Origin of the sequence: Pantoea jilinensis (assembly GCF_019104105.1) — a bacterium.
GTDB lineage: Bacteria > Pseudomonadota > Gammaproteobacteria > Enterobacterales > Enterobacteriaceae > Pantoea > Pantoea eucalypti.
This window is the reverse complement of sequence record NZ_CP077746.1, coordinates 3,087,711-3,105,964: the sequence shown is the minus strand read 5'-3', so window position 1 is coordinate 3,105,964 and position 18,254 is coordinate 3,087,711. Positions and strand designations below refer to the sequence as shown.

Genomic DNA, 18,254 nt, shown 5'->3' with positions numbered 1-18,254 from the left:
GATACGTGTTGACACCTTTTGCTAAGGGTGTCACAGATGTTGCGCCAGGTGACAAATAATTAACGCAGACAAGCAGTTGGCATCAATATAACAAAAACCAATGGAAGTAACCGTAAAAAAATCAGGGAAAGGAATAACCCTTACTTTTAACTCCCAAATATTTAACAAGTCTGCATCATTTGCGCGATGAAATTTAACTAAAGTAATTGCTCACCGGTTTTTAGTATTTCCGCTACGCCTCCTCAGGTCATATTCTTATTTTTTAAAAATAACACGCGATGATAAATGATGGCGACTTATCGGCATGGCATAAAATAAGTCGCCGCTCGTTAACCTATCGATTTTACTTAAGCATCTGATGCAGGTAACACCGGCGTTTTCTTCAGCGCCCGGTAGTCCAGCAACACCCCGGCAAGCACCGCCAGTAAGGAGAGGGTCATGCCCAGCTCGAACAGGCGGGTCAGCAGCGGTGCCAGCGCAGTCAGTCCCAGTGCATTCAGTGCCAGCGCTACCAGCCAGAGAGCCAGTACGCCGCATCCGGCTGCAAACAGACGATTAGTCCAGCGATAACCATGAGGATAGTAGCTTCGTGTGAGGAAATTGCCACTTTGCTCGACCTGATTCAGTGTGTGTCGACAAAAAGTCAGCAGTAGCAGCCCAGGCAGTCCCGCAAATACCGTAAAAGCATAAAATGTTGGCCAGCCCCAGAGTTCAACCAGCCAGCCCGCAGCCGGGCCAACATAGACCCGACCAACGGCTGAGAGCGCCGACAGCAGGGCAAACTGTGTTGCAGAGAAGGATTTGTTGCAAAGGGTCATTAACAGGGCCACGAAGGCCGCCGTGCCCATGCCGCCGCACAGGTTTTCAACAAAAACCGCGCTGGCCATACTCCACAATTGTTTGTCGGTCACCGCCAGCAGCCAGTAACCAAAGTTTGAGACTGCCTGCAGCACGCCGAAAATCATCAGTGCCCGGAACAGACTCAGACGCTGCATCAGAACACCGCCATAGAGCGCCCCGATAATCGTCGCCAGCAGGCCCAGCGTCTTGTTGACCAGGCCGACGTCACCGGCGTTGAAGCCGACGCCACGAATCAAAAAGGTGGTGGTCAGCGAGGCGGCGAATGCATCGCCCAGCTTGTAAAGAATAATCAGGGTAATCAGCAACCAGGCGTTGTTACGCTGGAAAAAATCCTTAAGGGGATCAACAACCGCCTGACGCAGCGAATGTGGGGTAGAGATGCGTGTGTCGGGCTCGCTGGCCGCAAGCGTCGCGATAATACCCGGCACCATCATCAGCGCCATCAGCCAGTAGGTTGCCTGCCAGCCCAGATAGCGGTCAGCCAGCCACAACGCCAGTCCGCCTGAAATCAGCATCGCCAGACGATAACCCAGCACGGTAATCGCGGCACCGCTGCCACGTTCTTCAGGTGGCAGGATATCCGTTTTCCAGGCATCAAAGACAATATCCTGAGAGGCGGAGCAGAAAGCGATCAGCACCGCCAGCGCGGCCATCAGGGTCAGATCGCGTCCTGGTTGCAGAAATCCCATCGCGAAAACCCCCCCCACCAGCGCCAGCTGACTGAGCAGCAACCAGCCGCGGCGGCGGCCCAGAAACGGCGGCGTATAGCGGTCCATCATGGGTGACCAGAGAAATTTAAAGACGTAGGCCTGGCCGACCAGCGAAAAGAAGCCAATGGTTTTTAAATCGACATTTTCCACCGTCATCCACGCCTGCAACGTGCCCGATGTCAGTGCCAGCGGCAATCCCGAAGCGAACCCAAGGAGCAACAATACGGCGGCGTTTTTCTGGCTGAAGAGGCGAAGGTAGTGGTTCATGCGGATCCTGCAGATAACAAAATGCCCTGCTCAAGGCAGGGCAGAAGAGAGAGGGTGTTAACGGGCGTTTTGCTTGATGAAGTCGTTGACGCTGGTGTCCTGCGCCATATCCGCGATCACATCGCTCATGGTGGAGTTAACCGCGTTGGTGATCTTCTGGTTACTGGCGTTGAACGCGCCTTCTACGCTGTAAGTCTGGCGGTAGTTTTTAACCTGTTTGTTGCCGTTTTTTGCGGTCGCAATGATCGAGATGTCCGCTTTGGTGGTGATGCTATAGCGCACATTGCCCTGCGTCACGTCAGCATAGAGGTTGTTAACCACAATCTGAAGGTCTACCGCGCCATTAGGACCAACCATATAACCGCGAGCGGTCATCTGCTTCTCCAGCACTTCCTGCAGCAGGAAACGCAGATCGCGCGAAGGTGTTAAGGTCACTAGCTGACCATCACGGTTTACTTTTGCCAGCGCCTGATCTTTACGCTGGTCGGCACCGTTGATGCTGACGGTTACGCCCATCAGGCCCGGGTCCTGCTGTGGCAACTGAATTTTAGGCTGGATTGTCAGGGTATTATTGCTGGTTGCACAGCCGGCTAAAATGAACGCAGCCAACAGTGGGAATAACAGTTTTTTCAACATACTTTTTCTCGTTGGTGTCAGGGGGTTGGTTTGCAAAAACTGGAGGCATCATAGCATTGCCCGGCAGTGAAAAAAGCCCTGTTGCCGGTGAAATTGTGTCTGAAACCGTTTTAAGCCCCTTCTCTGACAGGTTAGTTTGCTGTTCGTTTCAGCTAGGTTATTATGCGCGTCGGAGGCGGGCTGACATAAAATGCAATATTTAGCCTCTGCTGACGGGTAAGCGCACTAAAAGCGACTAAGATTGAATGAGATGGGGCACAGCGCTCGCCATTGAGGAGTAATAGCCATGATCCGCGAACAAATAGAAGAAAAGCTGCGTGTGGCATTTCAGCCAGCTCATCTGGAAGTGCATGACGAAAGCTACCGGCACAACGTTCCTGCCGGCTCAGAAAGTCACTTCAAAGTGGTCATTGTCAGCGACTGTTTTGCAGGCCAGCGCTTTCTGGCGCGTCATCGCTTAATTTATGGCGAGCTGGCGGCTGAATTAGCGGGCAGCGTTCATGCCTTAGCCCTGCATACTTACACACTGAAAGAGTGGGAAGGATTGCAGGATACCGTACTGGCTTCGCCTAACTGCCGCGGTGCCGGTACACTCGCCTGACCTCCCTTCTCCAAAACGGCCTGCGGGCCGTTTTTTCTTTTATTTAGTGAAAAACGCGATCCCTGGCTCAAAAAAGCAGCAAACCTGCTGAAAAGTGGTGAGTTAGCGTCCTCGACTCATTCCAGCGATGCCGCTATAATGCTGCGTCTATTTTTCCGGAATGTCTTCGGGACGCTTCTGGTAACAGGGATCAGGTTCTCTTCACGGAAGCCGTCCCGGTTGTTGGATACGGCGCATTTCACTATGTGTGGTGTCTGAAGTTGACCGAGCACGTGATTTTTTGAGGTAACAAGATGCAAGTTTCTGTAGAAACCACTCAGGGCCTGGGCCGTCGCATTACGATTACTGTTGCAGCTGACAGCATCGAAAGTGCAGTAAAAAAAGAACTGGTTGACGTTGCCAGGAAAGTCCGTATCGATGGTTTCCGTAAAGGCAAAGTGCCGATGAACATCGTTGCGCAGCGTTATGGCGCTTCTGTCCGTCAGGACGTGCTGGGCGAGCTAATGACGCGCAACTTCGTTGACGCCATCATCAAAGAAAAAATTAACCCGGCTGGCGCACCAAACTACGTGCCAGGTGAGTACAAAGAAGGTCAGGATTTCACTTACGCGGTTGAATTCGAAGTTTATCCGGAAGTTGAGCTGAAAGGCCTGGAAAACATCGAAGTCGAAAAACCAGTCGTTGAAGTCACTGACGCTGACGTTGATACCATGCTGGACACGCTGCGTAAGCAGCAGGCCAACTGGATCGAAAGCGACGCTGCTGCAGGCCCGGAAGATCGTGCCACTATCGATTTCAACGGTTCTGTTGACGGTGAAGAGTTCGAAGGCGGCAAAGCCACTGATTTCGTTCTGGCCATGGGCCAGGGCCGCATGATCCCAGGCTTTGAAGAAGGCGTTGTGGGTCACAAAGCGGGCGAGACTTTCACTATCGATGTGAAATTCCCGGACGACTACCACGCAGAAACCCTGAAAGGGAAAGATGCGAAGTTCGAGATCGTGCTGAAGAAAGTTGAAACGCGCGAACTGCCAGAGCTGACTGAAGAGTTCATCAAACGTTTCGGCGTTGAAGATGGTTCAGTTGCCGGTCTGCGTACCGAAGTGCGTAAGAACATGGATCGCGAGCTGAAAGGCGCTATCCGTAACCGCATCAAAACGCAGGCGATCGACGGCCTGGTTGAAGCTAACGAAATCGACGTGCCAGCTGCGCTGGTTGACAGCGAAATCGACGTTCTGCGTCGTCAGGCTGCACAGCGTTTCGGTGGCAACGAACAGCAGGCGCTGGAACTGCCACGCGAACTGTTCGAAGAGCAGGCTAAACGCCGTGTTGTTGTCGGTCTGCTGCTGGGCGAAGTGATTCGTACCCATGAGCTGAAAGCTGACGAAGCACGCGTAAGCACCATGATCGAAGAGATGGCTTCTGCGTATGAAGATCCGCAGGAAGTGATCGAGTTCTACAGCAAGAATAACGAGCTGATGAACAATATGCGCAACGTCGCGCTGGAAGAGCAAGCGGTTGAAGCAGTCCTGGCGAAAGCTAAAGTGACTGAGAAAGAGACCAACTTCCAGGATCTGATGAATCAGACCGCTCAGGCCTGATCTCACATTTAACCGTCTGTGCTAAGCCCGTGACTGAAAAGTCACGGGCTTTTTTGTGTTTTGCGTACAGAACGGCACTCTTCGCTGCTATTTGTTTAATTAATCGGCAAATTATTCACGCATCGCTTTTTCCGGGTTAGCGAACAGGGAAAAGATTGTTATGCTTGAAACATGCGTGCAGCATCCCAAGATAGTGGGAGTATGCAGAAATGAGAGTGAGGCTGGCTGATTAACCGTCCTGAAGGTGTCGGAAAAGGTGCGACGTGGAGTTTCCCGCGCGTCTTACGTAGAATCGGTACAGAATGTTGCCAATGAAATTTATCCAGGAGACGGTAATGTCATACAGTGGCGATCGTGAATATACTGCACCGCACAATGCGCTGGTGCCAATGGTGGTTGAACAAACTTCGCGTGGTGAGCGTTCATACGACATCTACTCCCGTCTGCTGAAAGAGCGTGTCATTTTTCTGACCGGCCAGGTTGAAGACCACATGGCAAATCTGATCGTGGCGCAGATGCTGTTTCTGGAAGCTGAAAATCCGGAAAAAGATATCTATCTGTACATCAACTCACCTGGCGGTGTGATCACGGCCGGTATGTCGATCTACGACACCATGAAATTTATTAAACCGGATGTCAGCACCATCTGTATGGGACAGGCCTGTTCAATGGGTGCGTTCCTGCTGACGGCGGGTACCAAAGGTAAACGTTTCTGTCTGCCAAACTCACGTGTAATGATCCACCAGCCGCTGGGCGGCTATCAGGGCCAGGCGTCAGATATTGAGATCCATGCGCGCGAGATCCTGAAAGTTAAGCAGCGTATGAATGAGCTGATGGCTGAGCATACCGGTAAAACGCTGGAAGAAATTGAGCGCGATACCGAGCGTGATCGTTTCCTCTCTGCAAGTGAAGCGGTAGAGTATGGATTAGTCGATTCAATTCTGACGCATCGCCAATAAGACCCGACTTACCGTTGTCCCTGGTCTATAGTTAACAGGGTAACGGTACTATTATGGGTTGAATGAATTTCGGCCGTCTCTGCACGGCCTGAGCCGTACGCGTGTATGGCCTGAGAACTAGAAGAGGTTAACTGATGACAGATAAGCGCAAAGACGGTTCAGGAAAGTTGCTGTACTGCTCTTTTTGCGGCAAAAGCCAGCATGAAGTGCGAAAGCTGATTGCCGGGCCGTCAGTGTATATCTGCGATGAATGTGTTGACCTGTGCAACGACATCATTCGCGAAGAGATTAAAGAAGTTGCGCCGCATCGTGAACGTAGTGCGTTGCCAACCCCACATGAAATTCGCCATCACCTTGATGATTATGTCATCGGCCAGGAAAGAGCGAAGAAAGTGCTGGCGGTTGCCGTTTACAACCACTACAAGCGTTTGCGCAACGGCGATACCAGCAATGGCATCGAACTGGGCAAAAGTAACATTCTGCTGATTGGTCCCACCGGTAGTGGTAAAACGCTGCTGGCAGAAACCCTTGCACGCCTGCTGGATGTGCCGTTCACCATGGCTGACGCCACTACGCTGACTGAAGCCGGTTATGTGGGTGAAGACGTTGAAAACATCATCCAGAAACTGCTGCAGAAGTGTGATTACGACGTTCAGAAAGCACAGCGCGGCATCGTTTATATCGATGAAATCGACAAAATCTCACGCAAATCAGATAACCCGTCGATTACCCGTGACGTGTCAGGTGAAGGCGTACAGCAGGCTCTGCTTAAGCTGATTGAAGGCACCGTCGCTGCCGTTCCACCGCAGGGTGGACGTAAGCATCCGCAGCAGGAGTTTTTGCAGGTTGATACCTCGAAAATTCTGTTTATCTGCGGCGGCGCATTTGCCGGCCTGGACAAAGTGATTTCCCAGCGTGTTGAAACCGGATCCGGTATCGGTTTCGGCGCCACCGTGAAAGGGAAGTCGCAGAAAGCCAGCGAAGGCGAATTGCTTTCACAGTGTGAACCCGAGGATTTGATCAAATTTGGTCTGATTCCTGAGTTCATCGGTCGTCTGCCAGTGGTTGCCACCCTGAGCGAACTGAGCGAAGAAGCACTGATTCAGATTCTGCGTGAACCTAAAAACGCCCTGACGAAACAGTACCAGGCGCTGTTTAACCTGGAAGGCGTTGAGCTGGAGTTCCGTGACGAGGCGTTAACTGCCATTGCGAAGAAAGCGATGTCACGTAAAACCGGTGCACGTGGTCTGCGTTCCATCGTAGAAGGCGCATTGCTGGAAACGATGTATGATCTGCCTTCCATGGACGACGTGGAAAAAGTAGTGATTGATGAATCAGTTATTGAAGGTCAGTCTGAGCCCATGTTGATCTATGGTAAGCATGAAGCGCAGGCGTCTGGCGAATAATTAAACAGATCGTCCATGTTGTCATAATAAAAAAGGGGAAAATGTTTCCCCTTTTGCTTTTCTCGCCTCTGTGACGTTGAATGTCGGATAAGCATCCCCATATACTCAGATACCTGTGGGTTTAACTGCATACCTGCCTGATGCGGTTCCCATCACCTGGCGGACATTAAACAAAGAGAGAGCTCTATGAATCCTGAGCGTTCTGAACGCATTGAAATCCCCGTGTTGCCGCTGCGCGACGTGGTGGTTTATCCGCACATGGTAATTCCGTTGTTTGTTGGCCGGGAAAAATCAATTCGGTGCCTTGAAGCCGCAATGGATCATGATAAAAAAATCATGCTGGTCGCACAGAAAGAGGCTTCAACGGATGAACCTGGCATTAACGATCTCTTTTCAGTAGGGACCGTTGCCTCAGTATTGCAAATGCTGAAACTGCCGGACGGCACCGTCAAAGTTCTGGTCGAAGGTTTACAGCGCGCCCACATTACCACGCTGGCCGATAACGGTGACCATTTTGTGGCACAAGCTGAATATCTGGTTTCGCCAGAGATCGAAGAGCGCGAGCAGGAAGTGCTGGTGCGCACGGCGATCAATCAGTTTGAAGGCTACATCAAACTCAATAAAAAGATCCCACCAGAGGTTTTAACCTCGCTGAACAATATTGACGATGCGGCCCGCCTTGCCGACACCGTCGCAGCACATATGCCACTGAAACTGGCAGACAAACAGTCTGTGCTGGAGATGTCCGACGTCAACGAGCGTCTGGAATATCTGATGGCGATGATGGAGTCTGAAATCGATTTGCTGCAGGTTGAGAAGCGTATTCGCAACCGTGTTAAGAAGCAGATGGAGAAAAGCCAGCGCGAGTACTATCTGAATGAGCAGATGAAGGCGATTCAGAAAGAGCTGGGCGAGATGGATGACGCGCCTGACGAGTACGAAGCGTTAAAACGCAAAATCGACGCGGCAAAAATGCCGGAAGAAGCGCGTGAGAAAGCAGAAGCTGAGCTGCAGAAGCTGAAAATGATGTCCCCGATGTCCGCTGAAGCCACCGTGGTTCGCGGCTACATCGACTGGATGGTTCAGGTTCCGTGGAACGCGCGCAGCAAAGTGAAGAAAGATCTGCGTAAAGCGCAGGAGACGCTGGATACCGACCATTATGGCCTGGAGCGCGTGAAGGATCGTATTCTTGAGTATCTTGCGGTTCAAAGTCGCGTCAGCAAAATCAAAGGGCCGATTCTCTGCCTCGTCGGACCGCCAGGGGTAGGTAAAACTTCTCTGGGTCAGTCGATCGCGAAAGCGACCGGACGTAAATATGTGCGTATGGCGCTGGGTGGCGTGCGTGATGAAGCAGAAATCCGTGGTCACCGCCGTACTTACATCGGCTCTATGCCGGGTAAATTAATCCAGAAAATGGCGAAAGTGGGGGTTAAAAACCCGCTGTTCCTGCTGGATGAGATCGACAAAATGTCTTCTGACATGCGTGGCGATCCTGCGTCTGCCCTGCTGGAAGTGCTTGATCCTGAGCAGAACATTGCGTTCAACGACCACTATCTGGAAGTCGACTATGACCTCTCTGATGTGATGTTTGTGGCAACGTCGAACTCAATGAACATTCCGGCACCGCTGCTGGATCGTATGGAAGTGATTCGTCTGTCGGGTTACACCGAAGATGAAAAGCTGAATATCGCTAAGCAGCATCTGCTGACTAAGCAGATTGAACGTAACGCCCTGAAAGCCAGCGAAATTACGGTTGAAGACAGCGCGATTGTCGGCATTATCCGTTACTACACCCGTGAAGCCGGTGTGCGTAGCCTTGAGCGTGAGCTGTCGAAGTTGTGTCGTAAAGCGGTGAAATCACTGCTGATGGACAAGACTAAGAAGCACATCACCATCAATGGCGAAAACCTCAAGGACTTCCTGGGCGTACAGCGCTTTGACTATGGCCGTGCTGACAGTGAAAACCGTGTTGGTCAGGTTACTGGCCTGGCCTGGACGGAAGTGGGTGGCGATCTGCTGACCATTGAAACCGCCTGCGTGCCGGGTAAAGGCAAACTGACTTACACCGGTTCTCTGGGTGAAGTGATGCAGGAGTCGATTCAGGCTGCACTGACCGTAGTGCGTGCCCGTGCCGAGAAGCTTGGCATCAATGGTGACTTCTACGAAAAACGTGATATTCACGTTCACGTGCCAGAAGGCGCCACACCGAAAGATGGTCCAAGTGCCGGTATCGCCATGTGTACTGCGCTGGTTTCCTGTCTGACCGGTAACCCGGTTCGTGCAGATGTCGCCATGACCGGTGAAATTACCCTTCGTGGTCAGGTACTGCCGATTGGTGGGCTGAAAGAAAAACTGCTGGCAGCACACCGTGGCGGTATTAAAACTGTGCTGATCCCGGACGACAACAAGCGTGATCTGGAAGAAATTCCACAGAACGTGATTGCCGATCTGGAGATTCATCCGGTGAAACGCATTGAAGAGGTGCTGAATCTGGCACTGGAAAATGCGCCATACGGCATGCAGGTCGCGACAGCAAAATAGTGATTAACGGCATAAACCGTTAAAAAGCGGAGCTGGCAAGGCAATTGGCGCTTGCCAGCTTTTTTTTGTGCCGCTAATTTAGGTGGCTGCCGACGCGACGTTCTCAGAGAAATTACGTTGTTTCGGCGTCACTGGCTTGATATAACTTGCTGCGCGCTCGGACCTGGCTGGATGCAGGGTGCGATGTGAAATAATAAAAGAGGGGATGAATAGAGTGAATAAGTCACAATTGATCGACAAAATTGCTGCCGATGCTGATATTTCTAAAGCTGCTGCAGGACGTGTTTTAGATGCATTTATGGGCTCAGTTTCAGATGCGCTGAAAGAGGGTGATGAAGTGGCTCTGGTGGGTTTCGGCACATTCTCTGTGCGTGACCGCGCTGCACGTACCGGTCGTAATCCGCAAACCGGTAAAGAGATCACCATTCCGGCCGGTAAAGTTCCCGGTTTCCGTGCTGGTAAAGCATTGAAAGACGCTGTCAATTAATAACAACGAATAGATTCATTGACGCATTTTCTTCAGTGGATTAGAGGACGATTAACCCGTTCTCATGTAACATACGGGCACATCAATCTGATGTGCCTTTTTTTGTTTTAACCGGTGAGAATCGGGCCGTAAGATGGACCTGGACCGGATTGAGACTGCCAGCTAAGCCTGCAGTTGCGTGAGTCGCCAGCGAGTGGCGAATTGCGACCGAGCTTTACATTCACACTACAGCGGAGTGTTGCCATACCATGATGGACAATTTACGCGCGGCGTCGAACAATGTCGTGCTCAAGATTATTCTGGGACTGATTATGGTCTCCTTTGTGCTGACGGGCGTTGGCAACTATCTGATTGGCGGCAATAACGATTATGCGGCCAAAGTTAATGGTCAGGAGATCAGCCGTGGACAGCTGGAGCAGGCGTTCAACAGCGAACGCAGCCGTCAGCAGCAGATGCTGGGCGACCAGTTCTCGCAGTTGGCCAGCAACGATGGCTACATGCAGCAGATCCGCCAGCAGGCGCTGTCGCAGTTAATCGATCAGGCGCTGCTTGACAGCTACATCAAAGATCTCCACCTCAGCATCAGTGACGATCAGGTTAAGCAGGCTATCTTCAATCAGCAGGCTTTCCAGACCAACGGCAAATTCGACAATGCGAAATATCTGGCTCTGATCGGCAACATGGGTTTCAGTGCTGACCAGTACGCTGAAGCATTGCGTAAGCAACTTTCTAATCAGCAGCTGATTAATGCCGTTGCTAACACCGATTTCACGCTCAAAGGCGAAGCCAGTAAACTGGTGGACCTGGTTTCACAACAGCGTGACATTCGTCAGGCGACGCTGGACGTCAACGCGCTGGCGGCGAAGCAAACCGTCACCGACGATGAAATCAGTCAGTATTATCAGCAGCATAAAACCAGTTTTATGGCGCCGGAACAGTTCCGTGTCAGCTATATCCTGATGGATGCGGCCAGCATGCAACAGGATGCCAGCGAGGCGGATATTCAGGCCTGGTACGACCAGCATAAAGCAGACTATACACAGCCGCAGCGTACGCGTTACAGCGTGATTCAGACTAAAACTGAAGCCGATGCCAATGCGGTACTGGCCCAGCTGAAAGGTGGCGCCAGCTTCGCGGATGTGGCGAAAGCCAAATCAATCGACCCTATTTCTGCGCGTAAGGGCGGTGATATGGGCTGGCTGGAACCTTCAACGACGCCGGATGAGCTGAAAAATGCGGGTCTGACTCAGAAAGGCCAGATGTCAGGCGTGATCAAATCCTCAGTGGGTTTCCTGGTCGTTCGTCTCGACGATATTCAGCCAGAGCAGGTTAAGCCGCTGAATGACGTTCGCAGCGCCATTGCCGCGAAAGTGAAGCAGGAAAAGGGCGTTGATGCCTTCTACAAACTGCAACAGAAAGTCAGCGAAGCAGCCAGCAATGACAATGAGTCACTGGCGGGTGCGGAGCAGGCTTCGGGTCTGAAAGCGAAAGAGACCGGCTGGTTCAGCCAGGATACGCTGCCAGACGCACTGAACTTCGATGCGGTGAAGCAGGCGATCTTTAATGGTGGCCTTGTGGGGCAAAACGGCGCGCCGGGCAACAACTCCGATATCATCACTGTTGATGGCGATCGTGCCTTTGTGCTGCGTATCAGTGAGCACAAACCAGAAGCGGTAAAACCGCTGGATCAGGTTAAGGCGCAGATCACGGACACGCTTAAGCATGATAAAGCGACGCAGCAGGCGAAAGCCCAGGCGGATAAACTCCTGACCGATCTCAAAGCCGGTAAGCAGGATGCGCTGACTGCCGCGGGTCTGACCCTGAGCGCCAGCAAAACTGTTGACCGTAACGCGCAGGATCCTGTTGCACAGGCGGCCTTTAATCTCCCTCAGCCCGCGGAAAATAAACCTTCATGGGGTGTGAGCGAAGATATGCAGGGCAACGTGGTACTGGTGGCGGTTGATAAAGTTAAAACGGGTAGCATGCCGCAGGCGCAGATTGACGAAATGGTCAAAGGCGTCACGCAGAATAATGCACAGCTGACGTTTGAAGCGTTGCTGCAAAACCTGCGTAAAGAAGCCAAAATTAAGTACGGCGCTGCTGCACAAATGCAGTAAGCCTCGCAGAAACAGTGCAACAACAGTAACAATCAAAGGCCGCATTCGCGGCCTTTTCCATTTCTGCAATTCCACTTTTGTGCCTTGTGCGCAGCGGTGACACGCTGTCGCTGCTGTTTAAACACAAGGAGAAACACAGCATGGCTAAACCTAAACTCGTTGCCCTTTATCTTTCCCTCGCGCTGGGTGGTGCACTCTGTCATACCAGCGTCTCTGCGGCCCCTGAATCTGCCAGCGACGCTGTCACGCAGAGCGCACTATCCGCGTCAAAGCCGGCATCACCCTTACAGCCACAGCAGGAGCAGGTCAGTATCAATGACGCGACAGCGGAACAGCTCACTGCCGTCATGAATGGCGTAGGGTTGAAAAAAGCCCAGGCGATTGTGAGCTATCGCGAACAGTACGGGCCCTTTAGCGCAATTCAGCAACTTAGCGAAGTGCCGGGCATTGGCAACGCGTTGATAGAGCGGAATGCGGGCAGGCTGAAATTGTGAGGCAGTACACATCTGTGATGCTTAAGCCGCGCTGAGCAGGCGACTCTGCTAAAGTGAACAGGTCCAACCAGTTAACTTACAGTAGCAGGAGAGCATGACCATGCAGACCACCATAAAAGTGCGCGGCTATCATCTGGATGTCTATCAGCACGTCAACAATGCACGCTATCTTGAGTTTCTTGAGGAAGCTCGCTGGGAATGGCTGGAAGAGGTTGAAGCATTCCACTGGTTGCAGGAACAGAAACTGGCTTTTGTGGTGGTCAACATCAACATCAATTATCGTCGCCCGGCCGTGCTGGGCGACGTACTCACTATCGACAGTGCAATCACGCAGTTGAATGGTAAAAGCGGCATTATTGCGCAGCGGGTTTTGCTGGCAGGTCAGGAAACCGTCGTGGCGGATGCTGCACTCACGTTTGTCTGTATTGATTTGCGGACCCAGAAGGCGGTTGCGCTGGAAGGAGAATTACGCGAGCGACTGATGCGTCTGATGGCATAAACCGGGTAAAGGCGGCAAACTAAATTCTCTGCCGCCACGCCAGAGTGCCTTAACTAAGGCCGCTCTTAGCTTTCATCGCGGCCATTACCCTATCACGATCGTTGAGATACCCCTGCAAGCCATTAGCCCTTAAATTGCAGGCAGCACACTCACCACATCCGTCACCTTTCACGCCGTTATAGCAGGTCAGCGTCTGCTCACGTACCAGCGAAAGCTGCTGCCAGTAGTCCGCCAGCGCCCAGGTTTCCGCTTTGTTGAGCCACATCAGCGGCGTCTCAAAACGAACCTCGCGCGCCATGCCAAGCGACACCGCATTGTTCAGCGCTTTAACAAACTCATCACGGCAATCGGGATAGCCAGAGAAATCGGTCTCACAGACGCCAGTGATCACCGCTTCCGCTTCAACCTGGTAGGCGTAAACCGAGGCCAGCGTCAGAAAGAGAATATTGCGGCCCGGCACGAACGTACTGGGTAAACCACTGGCCTCAGGATTGTAAGCCGGCACCGGAATGTTATCCCGTGTCAGGCTGCTGACGGCGAGTTCGTTCAGCATGGTCACATCCAGTACTTTATGCGCGCGCGCGCCCAGTTTACTGGCCAGATCCCGGGCAACCTCAATCTCTTCCCGGTGGCGTTGTCCATAATCGAACGTGACGCAGTGAACCTCATCATATTGCTCTAAGGCCTGAATCAGACAGGTAGTGGAGTCTTGTCCACCGCTGAAAACTACAACAGCGCGTTTCATGGTGTTTTCCTGGTCATTAATTTTGCGCTTATGGTAATGCCTCAGTCCGCTGCTGAACAGCTGCAAGGCGGATCAATGGGCGGTGGAATCCAGGCGCGACTGAAATCGAACCAGCCCAGGGTGTTGAGCTCAATGCCTTCAACGCCAGGCGGTGCGTGGATTTGGTAGCGATAATTGAACAGCGGCAGCAGAATGCCCTTCATCATCAGCTGATGATAAAGCTGGTGAAGCGTGTGAGTACGAATGTTGCTGTCCGCGATCTGCTGAATAGCCAGCAGTTGCGCCTGGACGTCTTCGCCCTCTGGTGTGACCCACAGCGGCCGCCATAGCGGATCGCTCTGCAACCAGTTGGCCAATGTAAAGACCGGCGCATCGCCAATCAGCCTGTCACCCATCACGATATCTGCTTCATCGAGTTGCTCAATGCGGTGCCAGTTTTTTACCGGGTGAAACACTACGTTCAGGCTGCAACCGTGCCGTTTTAACAGGGCAACCAGCGCCTGTGACATCTGGTGTAATTCAACCGGTAACTGATAATGCAGCGTCAGTGTCGCCGGCAAGGGGACCGAGACACGATTAATCCGCGGCACATCCCAGCCAGGTAACAGTTCGCTGCTGGGCGTGATTAATCCTTCATCCAGTGGCAACCGGCTGACGATGCCGCTTTGCTGAATTAGCTGAAAAAGCGTACGTGCCTGATCGCGCGTAAATCCGGCTCGTGGTCGGCAGACCAGATAACAGAAGCCCAGACTGATGCTGCTGCTCACCGGTTGTAACGTCCTGAGCTCATTGGCATCCCCTATGGCAATTTGCACCGGATGACGACAGCTACTGCCGAGAGCAGGATCAAACAACTGAGGCGTAATCCAGTACTCAACGGCTTGCAACAGCGGCCGCTGCAGATGCCAGCGGGAATGACTTTCAATCCTGACCAGTTCAGGACTAAAGTGCGCCAGTTTCCATGGGCCGCTGCCAATGACAGCATCATCAGGATGGGGCAACAGGCATAACAGATGGGCAAGGCGATGAGGCAGCCAGAAGTCAGGGCGTCGCAGGATAAACCGCAGCGCAAGCGGATGGGGGGCATCCACGCTAATCACATCAGCCAGCAATACACGCACGCGGGTATCGTGCAATAGCTGACGGAATTGCGTCACCAGTTGTGCGGCCTGCACTGGCTCGTCGTTGTGCCACATTAGCTGAGGCCGTAACCAGAATAACCAGCTACATGATGCCTCATCATGTTGCCAGTGGTGTGCCAAATCGCCCACCGGCTCATCCTGTTCAAACCGGGTCAGTCCTGAGTAGATCTGGCGCACCAGATGCTGTTCAGCCCGTCCGGCAATCTGGCGCGGCTCAGTGCTTTCCATCGGGCGATAGTAGGGAATACGCAGAACCGGCGTATCGTTCTGCCACTGACCACCCATGAGTGGCCGCAGCATATTGATCAGCCTTTCCGGTGCCAGATCCAGCAACTGCAAAGCCTCCGCCGCCTCTCCGGCATCAAGCTGGCGTTGCAGCAACTGCTGTCGTAATTGTTCAGGCGTTTGCAGAAACGTTAATTTCCCCTGCTTGCCACGGCCTGGCTCGCCATGCCAGCGAAGCCAGCCTGCGTGCTGCCACTGTGACAGCAACGTTCGCAGATGGCGTTCGCTGCAGATGCAGTGGCGCGCCATCTCTGCCACGCAGGTCTGCTGAGCGGCGCCCAGACTCTGCTGCCACAGACGTTGAAACTGATTAAGGCGATTAAGTTGGCGCATGCTAAACCCGGAACAGTTTTTTTTAAGTATTCACTATTAGTTCCGCAATTTACAGGCAATAGTAAAGCCATCTTTCAGCAGGAGGGGAATCATGGTGCGTTTAGCCGCGTTCGATATGGATGGCACATTGTTGCTGCCGAATCATCAGTTGGGGCAGCAGACTCTGGAGAGTTTGCAGGCATTGCATCTGCGTGGTGTTAATCTCGCGCTGGCAACGGGCCGCCATCTGCAGGAAATGCAGATCCTGCGGGAAAAAATGACACTTCCCGCATGGCTGATCACCGGTAATGGCACCCGCGTACACGATCGGTCTGGCAATCTTATCTTCGCACGTGATCTGCCTCCTGCCGTCGCTGAAGAGGTCATCCACCGCCACTGGGATACCACCGCGACAATCCATATTTTCAACGATCAGGGGTGGTTTACCGATCGACCTGCTCCGGAGCTGCTGGTGGCCCATCAGATGAGCGGATTCGGTTATCAACTGTGCGATCTTAAAAAGCTGCCTGCGCATCAGGTGACAAAAATCTGCTTTATTGATCAGCATCAGAATCTGTGTCGGCTAAAGATCTCGCTGGATGCCGCATTGGGCGAGCAGGCTACGATCTGCTTCTCTGGGGTGGACACGCTGGAGGTCTTGCCCGCTCACTGCAACAAAGGCAGCGCGCTGGCGCTGTTATGTGATCACCTGTCGCTGACAATGGCGGAATGTATGGCGTTTGGTGATGCGATGAACGATCGCGAGATGCTGGCGCAGGTCGGGCAGGGCTTCATCATGGGCAATGCGATGGCGCAATTGAAAGCCGCACTTCCGCATTTACCCGTATTAGGGCATTGCGAGACACAGGCAGTGTCTCACTATTTAAATCACTGGCTGGCTACACCTGACCTCGCGTATTCCCCCGAATGCTGAGGATTGCCGTGCACCGGACAGGATGTCCGGTTTTTTATTTCAGCTCGCGCTGCCACGGCGTGATATCGCCAATATGTTTTGCTACCCACTCTGGCTGATAGTAGCTATCGGGATAACGTTCGCCACTGTCGCAAAGCAGTGTCACCAGCGCCCCTTGCTGATTTGCCGCCCGTAAGCGTTTCGCCACCTGCATCATGCCCCAGAAATTAGTGCCGGTAGAGGCGCCAGGTTTGCGTCCCAGAATCTTTTCCAGTTTCAGCATGGCGGCCAGCGTCGCACCATCCGGCACTTTTATCATTTCATCGATCACGTCAGGCATAAACGAGGGTTCTACCCGTGGACGGCCAATCCCCTCGATCATGCTGCCGCGCGTGCTGGTCAGAGTGGCATCACGCTGCCTCCAGTAGTCGAAAAAGACAGAATGCTGCGGATCCACTACCAGCATTTTCGTTTCCAGTCCCTGGTAACGAATATAGCGGCCCAGGGTCGCTGAAGTGCCGCCGGTGCCTGCACTCATGATGACAGTATGGGGAATGGGATAGGGCTCGTGCTGCATCTGACGAAAGATGCTCTCTGCAATGTTGTTATTGCCACGCCAGTCTGTCGCGCGTTCAGCGTAAGTAAACTGATCCATAAAATGGCCATTCAGCTGCCGCGCCAGCCGTTCAGACTCTGCGTAAAGCTGGCAGGGATCCTCGACAAAATGGCACTGTCCGCCATAAAACGCGATCTGCTCAATTTTACGCTTCGCTGTACTGGCGGGCATCACTGCAATAAACGGCAGGCCCAGCAGCCTTGCGAAGTACGCCTCAGAAACGGCAGTGCTGCCTGACGAGGCTTCTATAATCGGCGTATCCTGTTTAATCCAGCCATTAGAAAGGCCGTAAAGAAAAAGAGATCGTGCCAGCCGATGTTTAAGACTGCCACTGGGATGGGTGCTCTCATCTTTCAGATAGAACCAGATGCCGGGAAAATCCGCCAGATCGAACCGGATCAAGTGGGTCTCTGCCGATCGTTGAAAGTCAGCATTAATTTCGTTGATAGCGTGACGAATCCAGCAAGTGTGCATCTCAGGCGTCCGATAAAAAATAATGAGACTATTTTATGGCACGTGCAGGAAAAAGAGATTGCAAAATTACCGCTAAAATCGCGGTAATGGAGAAAATGATTCTCTCGGAGCCCCGAATGTTAGATAAAACTGACCTCAAATTGCTCGCGCTACTGCAGCAGGACTGTACCCTGTCACTGCAGGCATTGGCGGATGCCGTCAACCTTACCACCACACCCTGCTGGAAGCGCCTGAAAAAACTGGAAGATGATGGCATTATTCGCGCTCGGGTAGCGTTGCTGGATGGTGATAAAATCGGACTGTCACTGACGGCATTTATGTTTGTGAAAACCCAGCAGCACAGCCGCGACTGGTATCAGACTTTTGTCTCCGTGGTGAGTAGCATGCCGGAGGTCATGGCCTTTTACCGCATGGCAGGGGAGTATGATTACCTGCTGCGCATTCAGGTGGCCGATATGAAAAGCTATGATGCTTTTTACAAGCGAGTAGTCAATGGGGTGCCCGGCCTGATTGATGTGACATCCAGCTTCGCCATGGAAGAGATTAAATACACCACGGCTTTACCTGTCGCCCTCTGAGGGCCTGAGATTG

The 18,254-nt window shown here is 52.6% G+C and carries 16 protein-coding genes; 11 read left to right on the top strand and 5 right to left on the bottom strand.

The annotated features are described in order from the left end of the window. Positions 1-347: 347 nt before the first annotated feature. Both ampG and KTJ90_RS14685 read right to left on the bottom strand, forming a co-directional pair. Positions 348-1,838 (bottom strand): MFS transporter, encoded by a 1,491-nt coding sequence (ampG, locus tag KTJ90_RS14690; RefSeq protein WP_499025169.1) that lies wholly within the window; start codon positions 1,836-1,838, stop codon positions 348-350. Positions 1,839-1,895: 57 nt separating this feature from the next. After that, positions 1,896-2,474, bottom strand: coding sequence for a lipoprotein (locus KTJ90_RS14685; RefSeq protein ID WP_008924894.1), 579 nt, complete (start codon positions 2,472-2,474; stop codon positions 1,896-1,898). Positions 2,475-2,760: 286 nt separating this feature from the next. On the opposite strand from KTJ90_RS14685, the gene bolA reads away from it, so the two are divergent. From bolA to KTJ90_RS14640, 9 genes are all read left to right on the top strand, one after another. Beyond that, positions 2,761-3,075 (top strand): transcriptional regulator BolA, encoded by a 315-nt coding sequence (gene bolA, locus KTJ90_RS14680; protein WP_008924895.1) that lies wholly within the window; start codon positions 2,761-2,763, stop codon positions 3,073-3,075. A gap of 293 nt (positions 3,076-3,368) precedes the next feature. Beyond that, a complete protein-coding gene (tig, locus tag KTJ90_RS14675; protein WP_039659077.1) occupies positions 3,369-4,673 on the top strand; it encodes a trigger factor in 1,305 nt (434 codons plus the stop codon). Between the two features lie 335 nt (positions 4,674-5,008). Further along, positions 5,009-5,632: an ATP-dependent Clp endopeptidase proteolytic subunit ClpP gene (clpP, locus tag KTJ90_RS14670; protein WP_003850496.1), complete on the top strand. Its 624-nt coding sequence runs from the start codon at positions 5,009-5,011 to the stop codon at positions 5,630-5,632. Between the two features lie 134 nt (positions 5,633-5,766). Beyond that, positions 5,767-7,038, top strand: coding sequence for an ATP-dependent protease ATP-binding subunit ClpX (clpX, locus tag KTJ90_RS14665; RefSeq protein ID WP_003850494.1), 1,272 nt, complete (start codon positions 5,767-5,769; stop codon positions 7,036-7,038). Positions 7,039-7,224: 186 nt separating this feature from the next. After that, on the top strand, positions 7,225-9,579 hold the full coding sequence (lon, locus tag KTJ90_RS14660; RefSeq protein WP_003850493.1) for an endopeptidase La: 2,355 nt from the start codon (positions 7,225-7,227) through the stop codon (positions 9,577-9,579). 214 nt (positions 9,580-9,793) lie between these two features. After that, a complete protein-coding gene (hupB, locus tag KTJ90_RS14655; RefSeq protein WP_033731763.1) occupies positions 9,794-10,066 on the top strand; it encodes a nucleoid-associated protein HU-beta in 273 nt (90 codons plus the stop codon). A 248-nt stretch (positions 10,067-10,314) separates the two neighbouring features. Continuing rightward, complete coding sequence (ppiD, locus tag KTJ90_RS14650; protein WP_008924898.1) at positions 10,315-12,183, top strand: peptidylprolyl isomerase; 1,869 nt, start codon at positions 10,315-10,317, stop codon at positions 12,181-12,183. Positions 12,184-12,323: 140 nt separating this feature from the next. After that, the gene (locus KTJ90_RS14645; RefSeq protein ID WP_008924899.1) at positions 12,324-12,677 is read left to right on the top strand and encodes a ComEA family DNA-binding protein; all 354 of its coding nucleotides are present in this window, start codon (positions 12,324-12,326) and stop codon (positions 12,675-12,677) included. Between the two features lie 100 nt (positions 12,678-12,777). After that, on the top strand, positions 12,778-13,176 hold the full coding sequence (locus tag KTJ90_RS14640) for an acyl-CoA thioesterase (protein ID WP_003850485.1): 399 nt from the start codon (positions 12,778-12,780) through the stop codon (positions 13,174-13,176). 49 nt (positions 13,177-13,225) lie between these two features. Here KTJ90_RS14640 and queC read toward each other — a convergent pair whose 3' ends face one another. After that, positions 13,226-13,921, bottom strand: coding sequence for a 7-cyano-7-deazaguanine synthase QueC (gene queC, locus KTJ90_RS14635; RefSeq protein ID WP_187512780.1), 696 nt, complete (start codon positions 13,919-13,921; stop codon positions 13,226-13,228). A 41-nt stretch (positions 13,922-13,962) separates the two neighbouring features. After that, positions 13,963-15,681: an SgrR family transcriptional regulator gene (locus tag KTJ90_RS14630; RefSeq protein ID WP_499025160.1), complete on the bottom strand. Its 1,719-nt coding sequence runs from the start codon at positions 15,679-15,681 to the stop codon at positions 13,963-13,965. A 91-nt stretch (positions 15,682-15,772) separates the two neighbouring features. Between KTJ90_RS14630 and cof the strand changes: the two genes are divergently transcribed. Then, a complete protein-coding gene (cof, locus tag KTJ90_RS14625; protein ID WP_337028070.1) occupies positions 15,773-16,594 on the top strand; it encodes an HMP-PP phosphatase in 822 nt (273 codons plus the stop codon). 34 nt (positions 16,595-16,628) lie between these two features. On the opposite strand, the gene KTJ90_RS14620 is transcribed toward cof, so the two are convergent. Beyond that, positions 16,629-17,663, bottom strand: coding sequence for a PLP-dependent cysteine synthase family protein (locus KTJ90_RS14620; protein WP_499025158.1), 1,035 nt, complete (start codon positions 17,661-17,663; stop codon positions 16,629-16,631). A gap of 116 nt (positions 17,664-17,779) precedes the next feature. Between KTJ90_RS14620 and KTJ90_RS14615 the strand changes: the two genes are divergently transcribed. Then, complete coding sequence (locus KTJ90_RS14615) at positions 17,780-18,241, top strand: Lrp/AsnC family transcriptional regulator (protein WP_033742960.1); 462 nt, start codon at positions 17,780-17,782, stop codon at positions 18,239-18,241. The last annotated feature ends 13 nt before the right edge of the window (positions 18,242-18,254 follow it).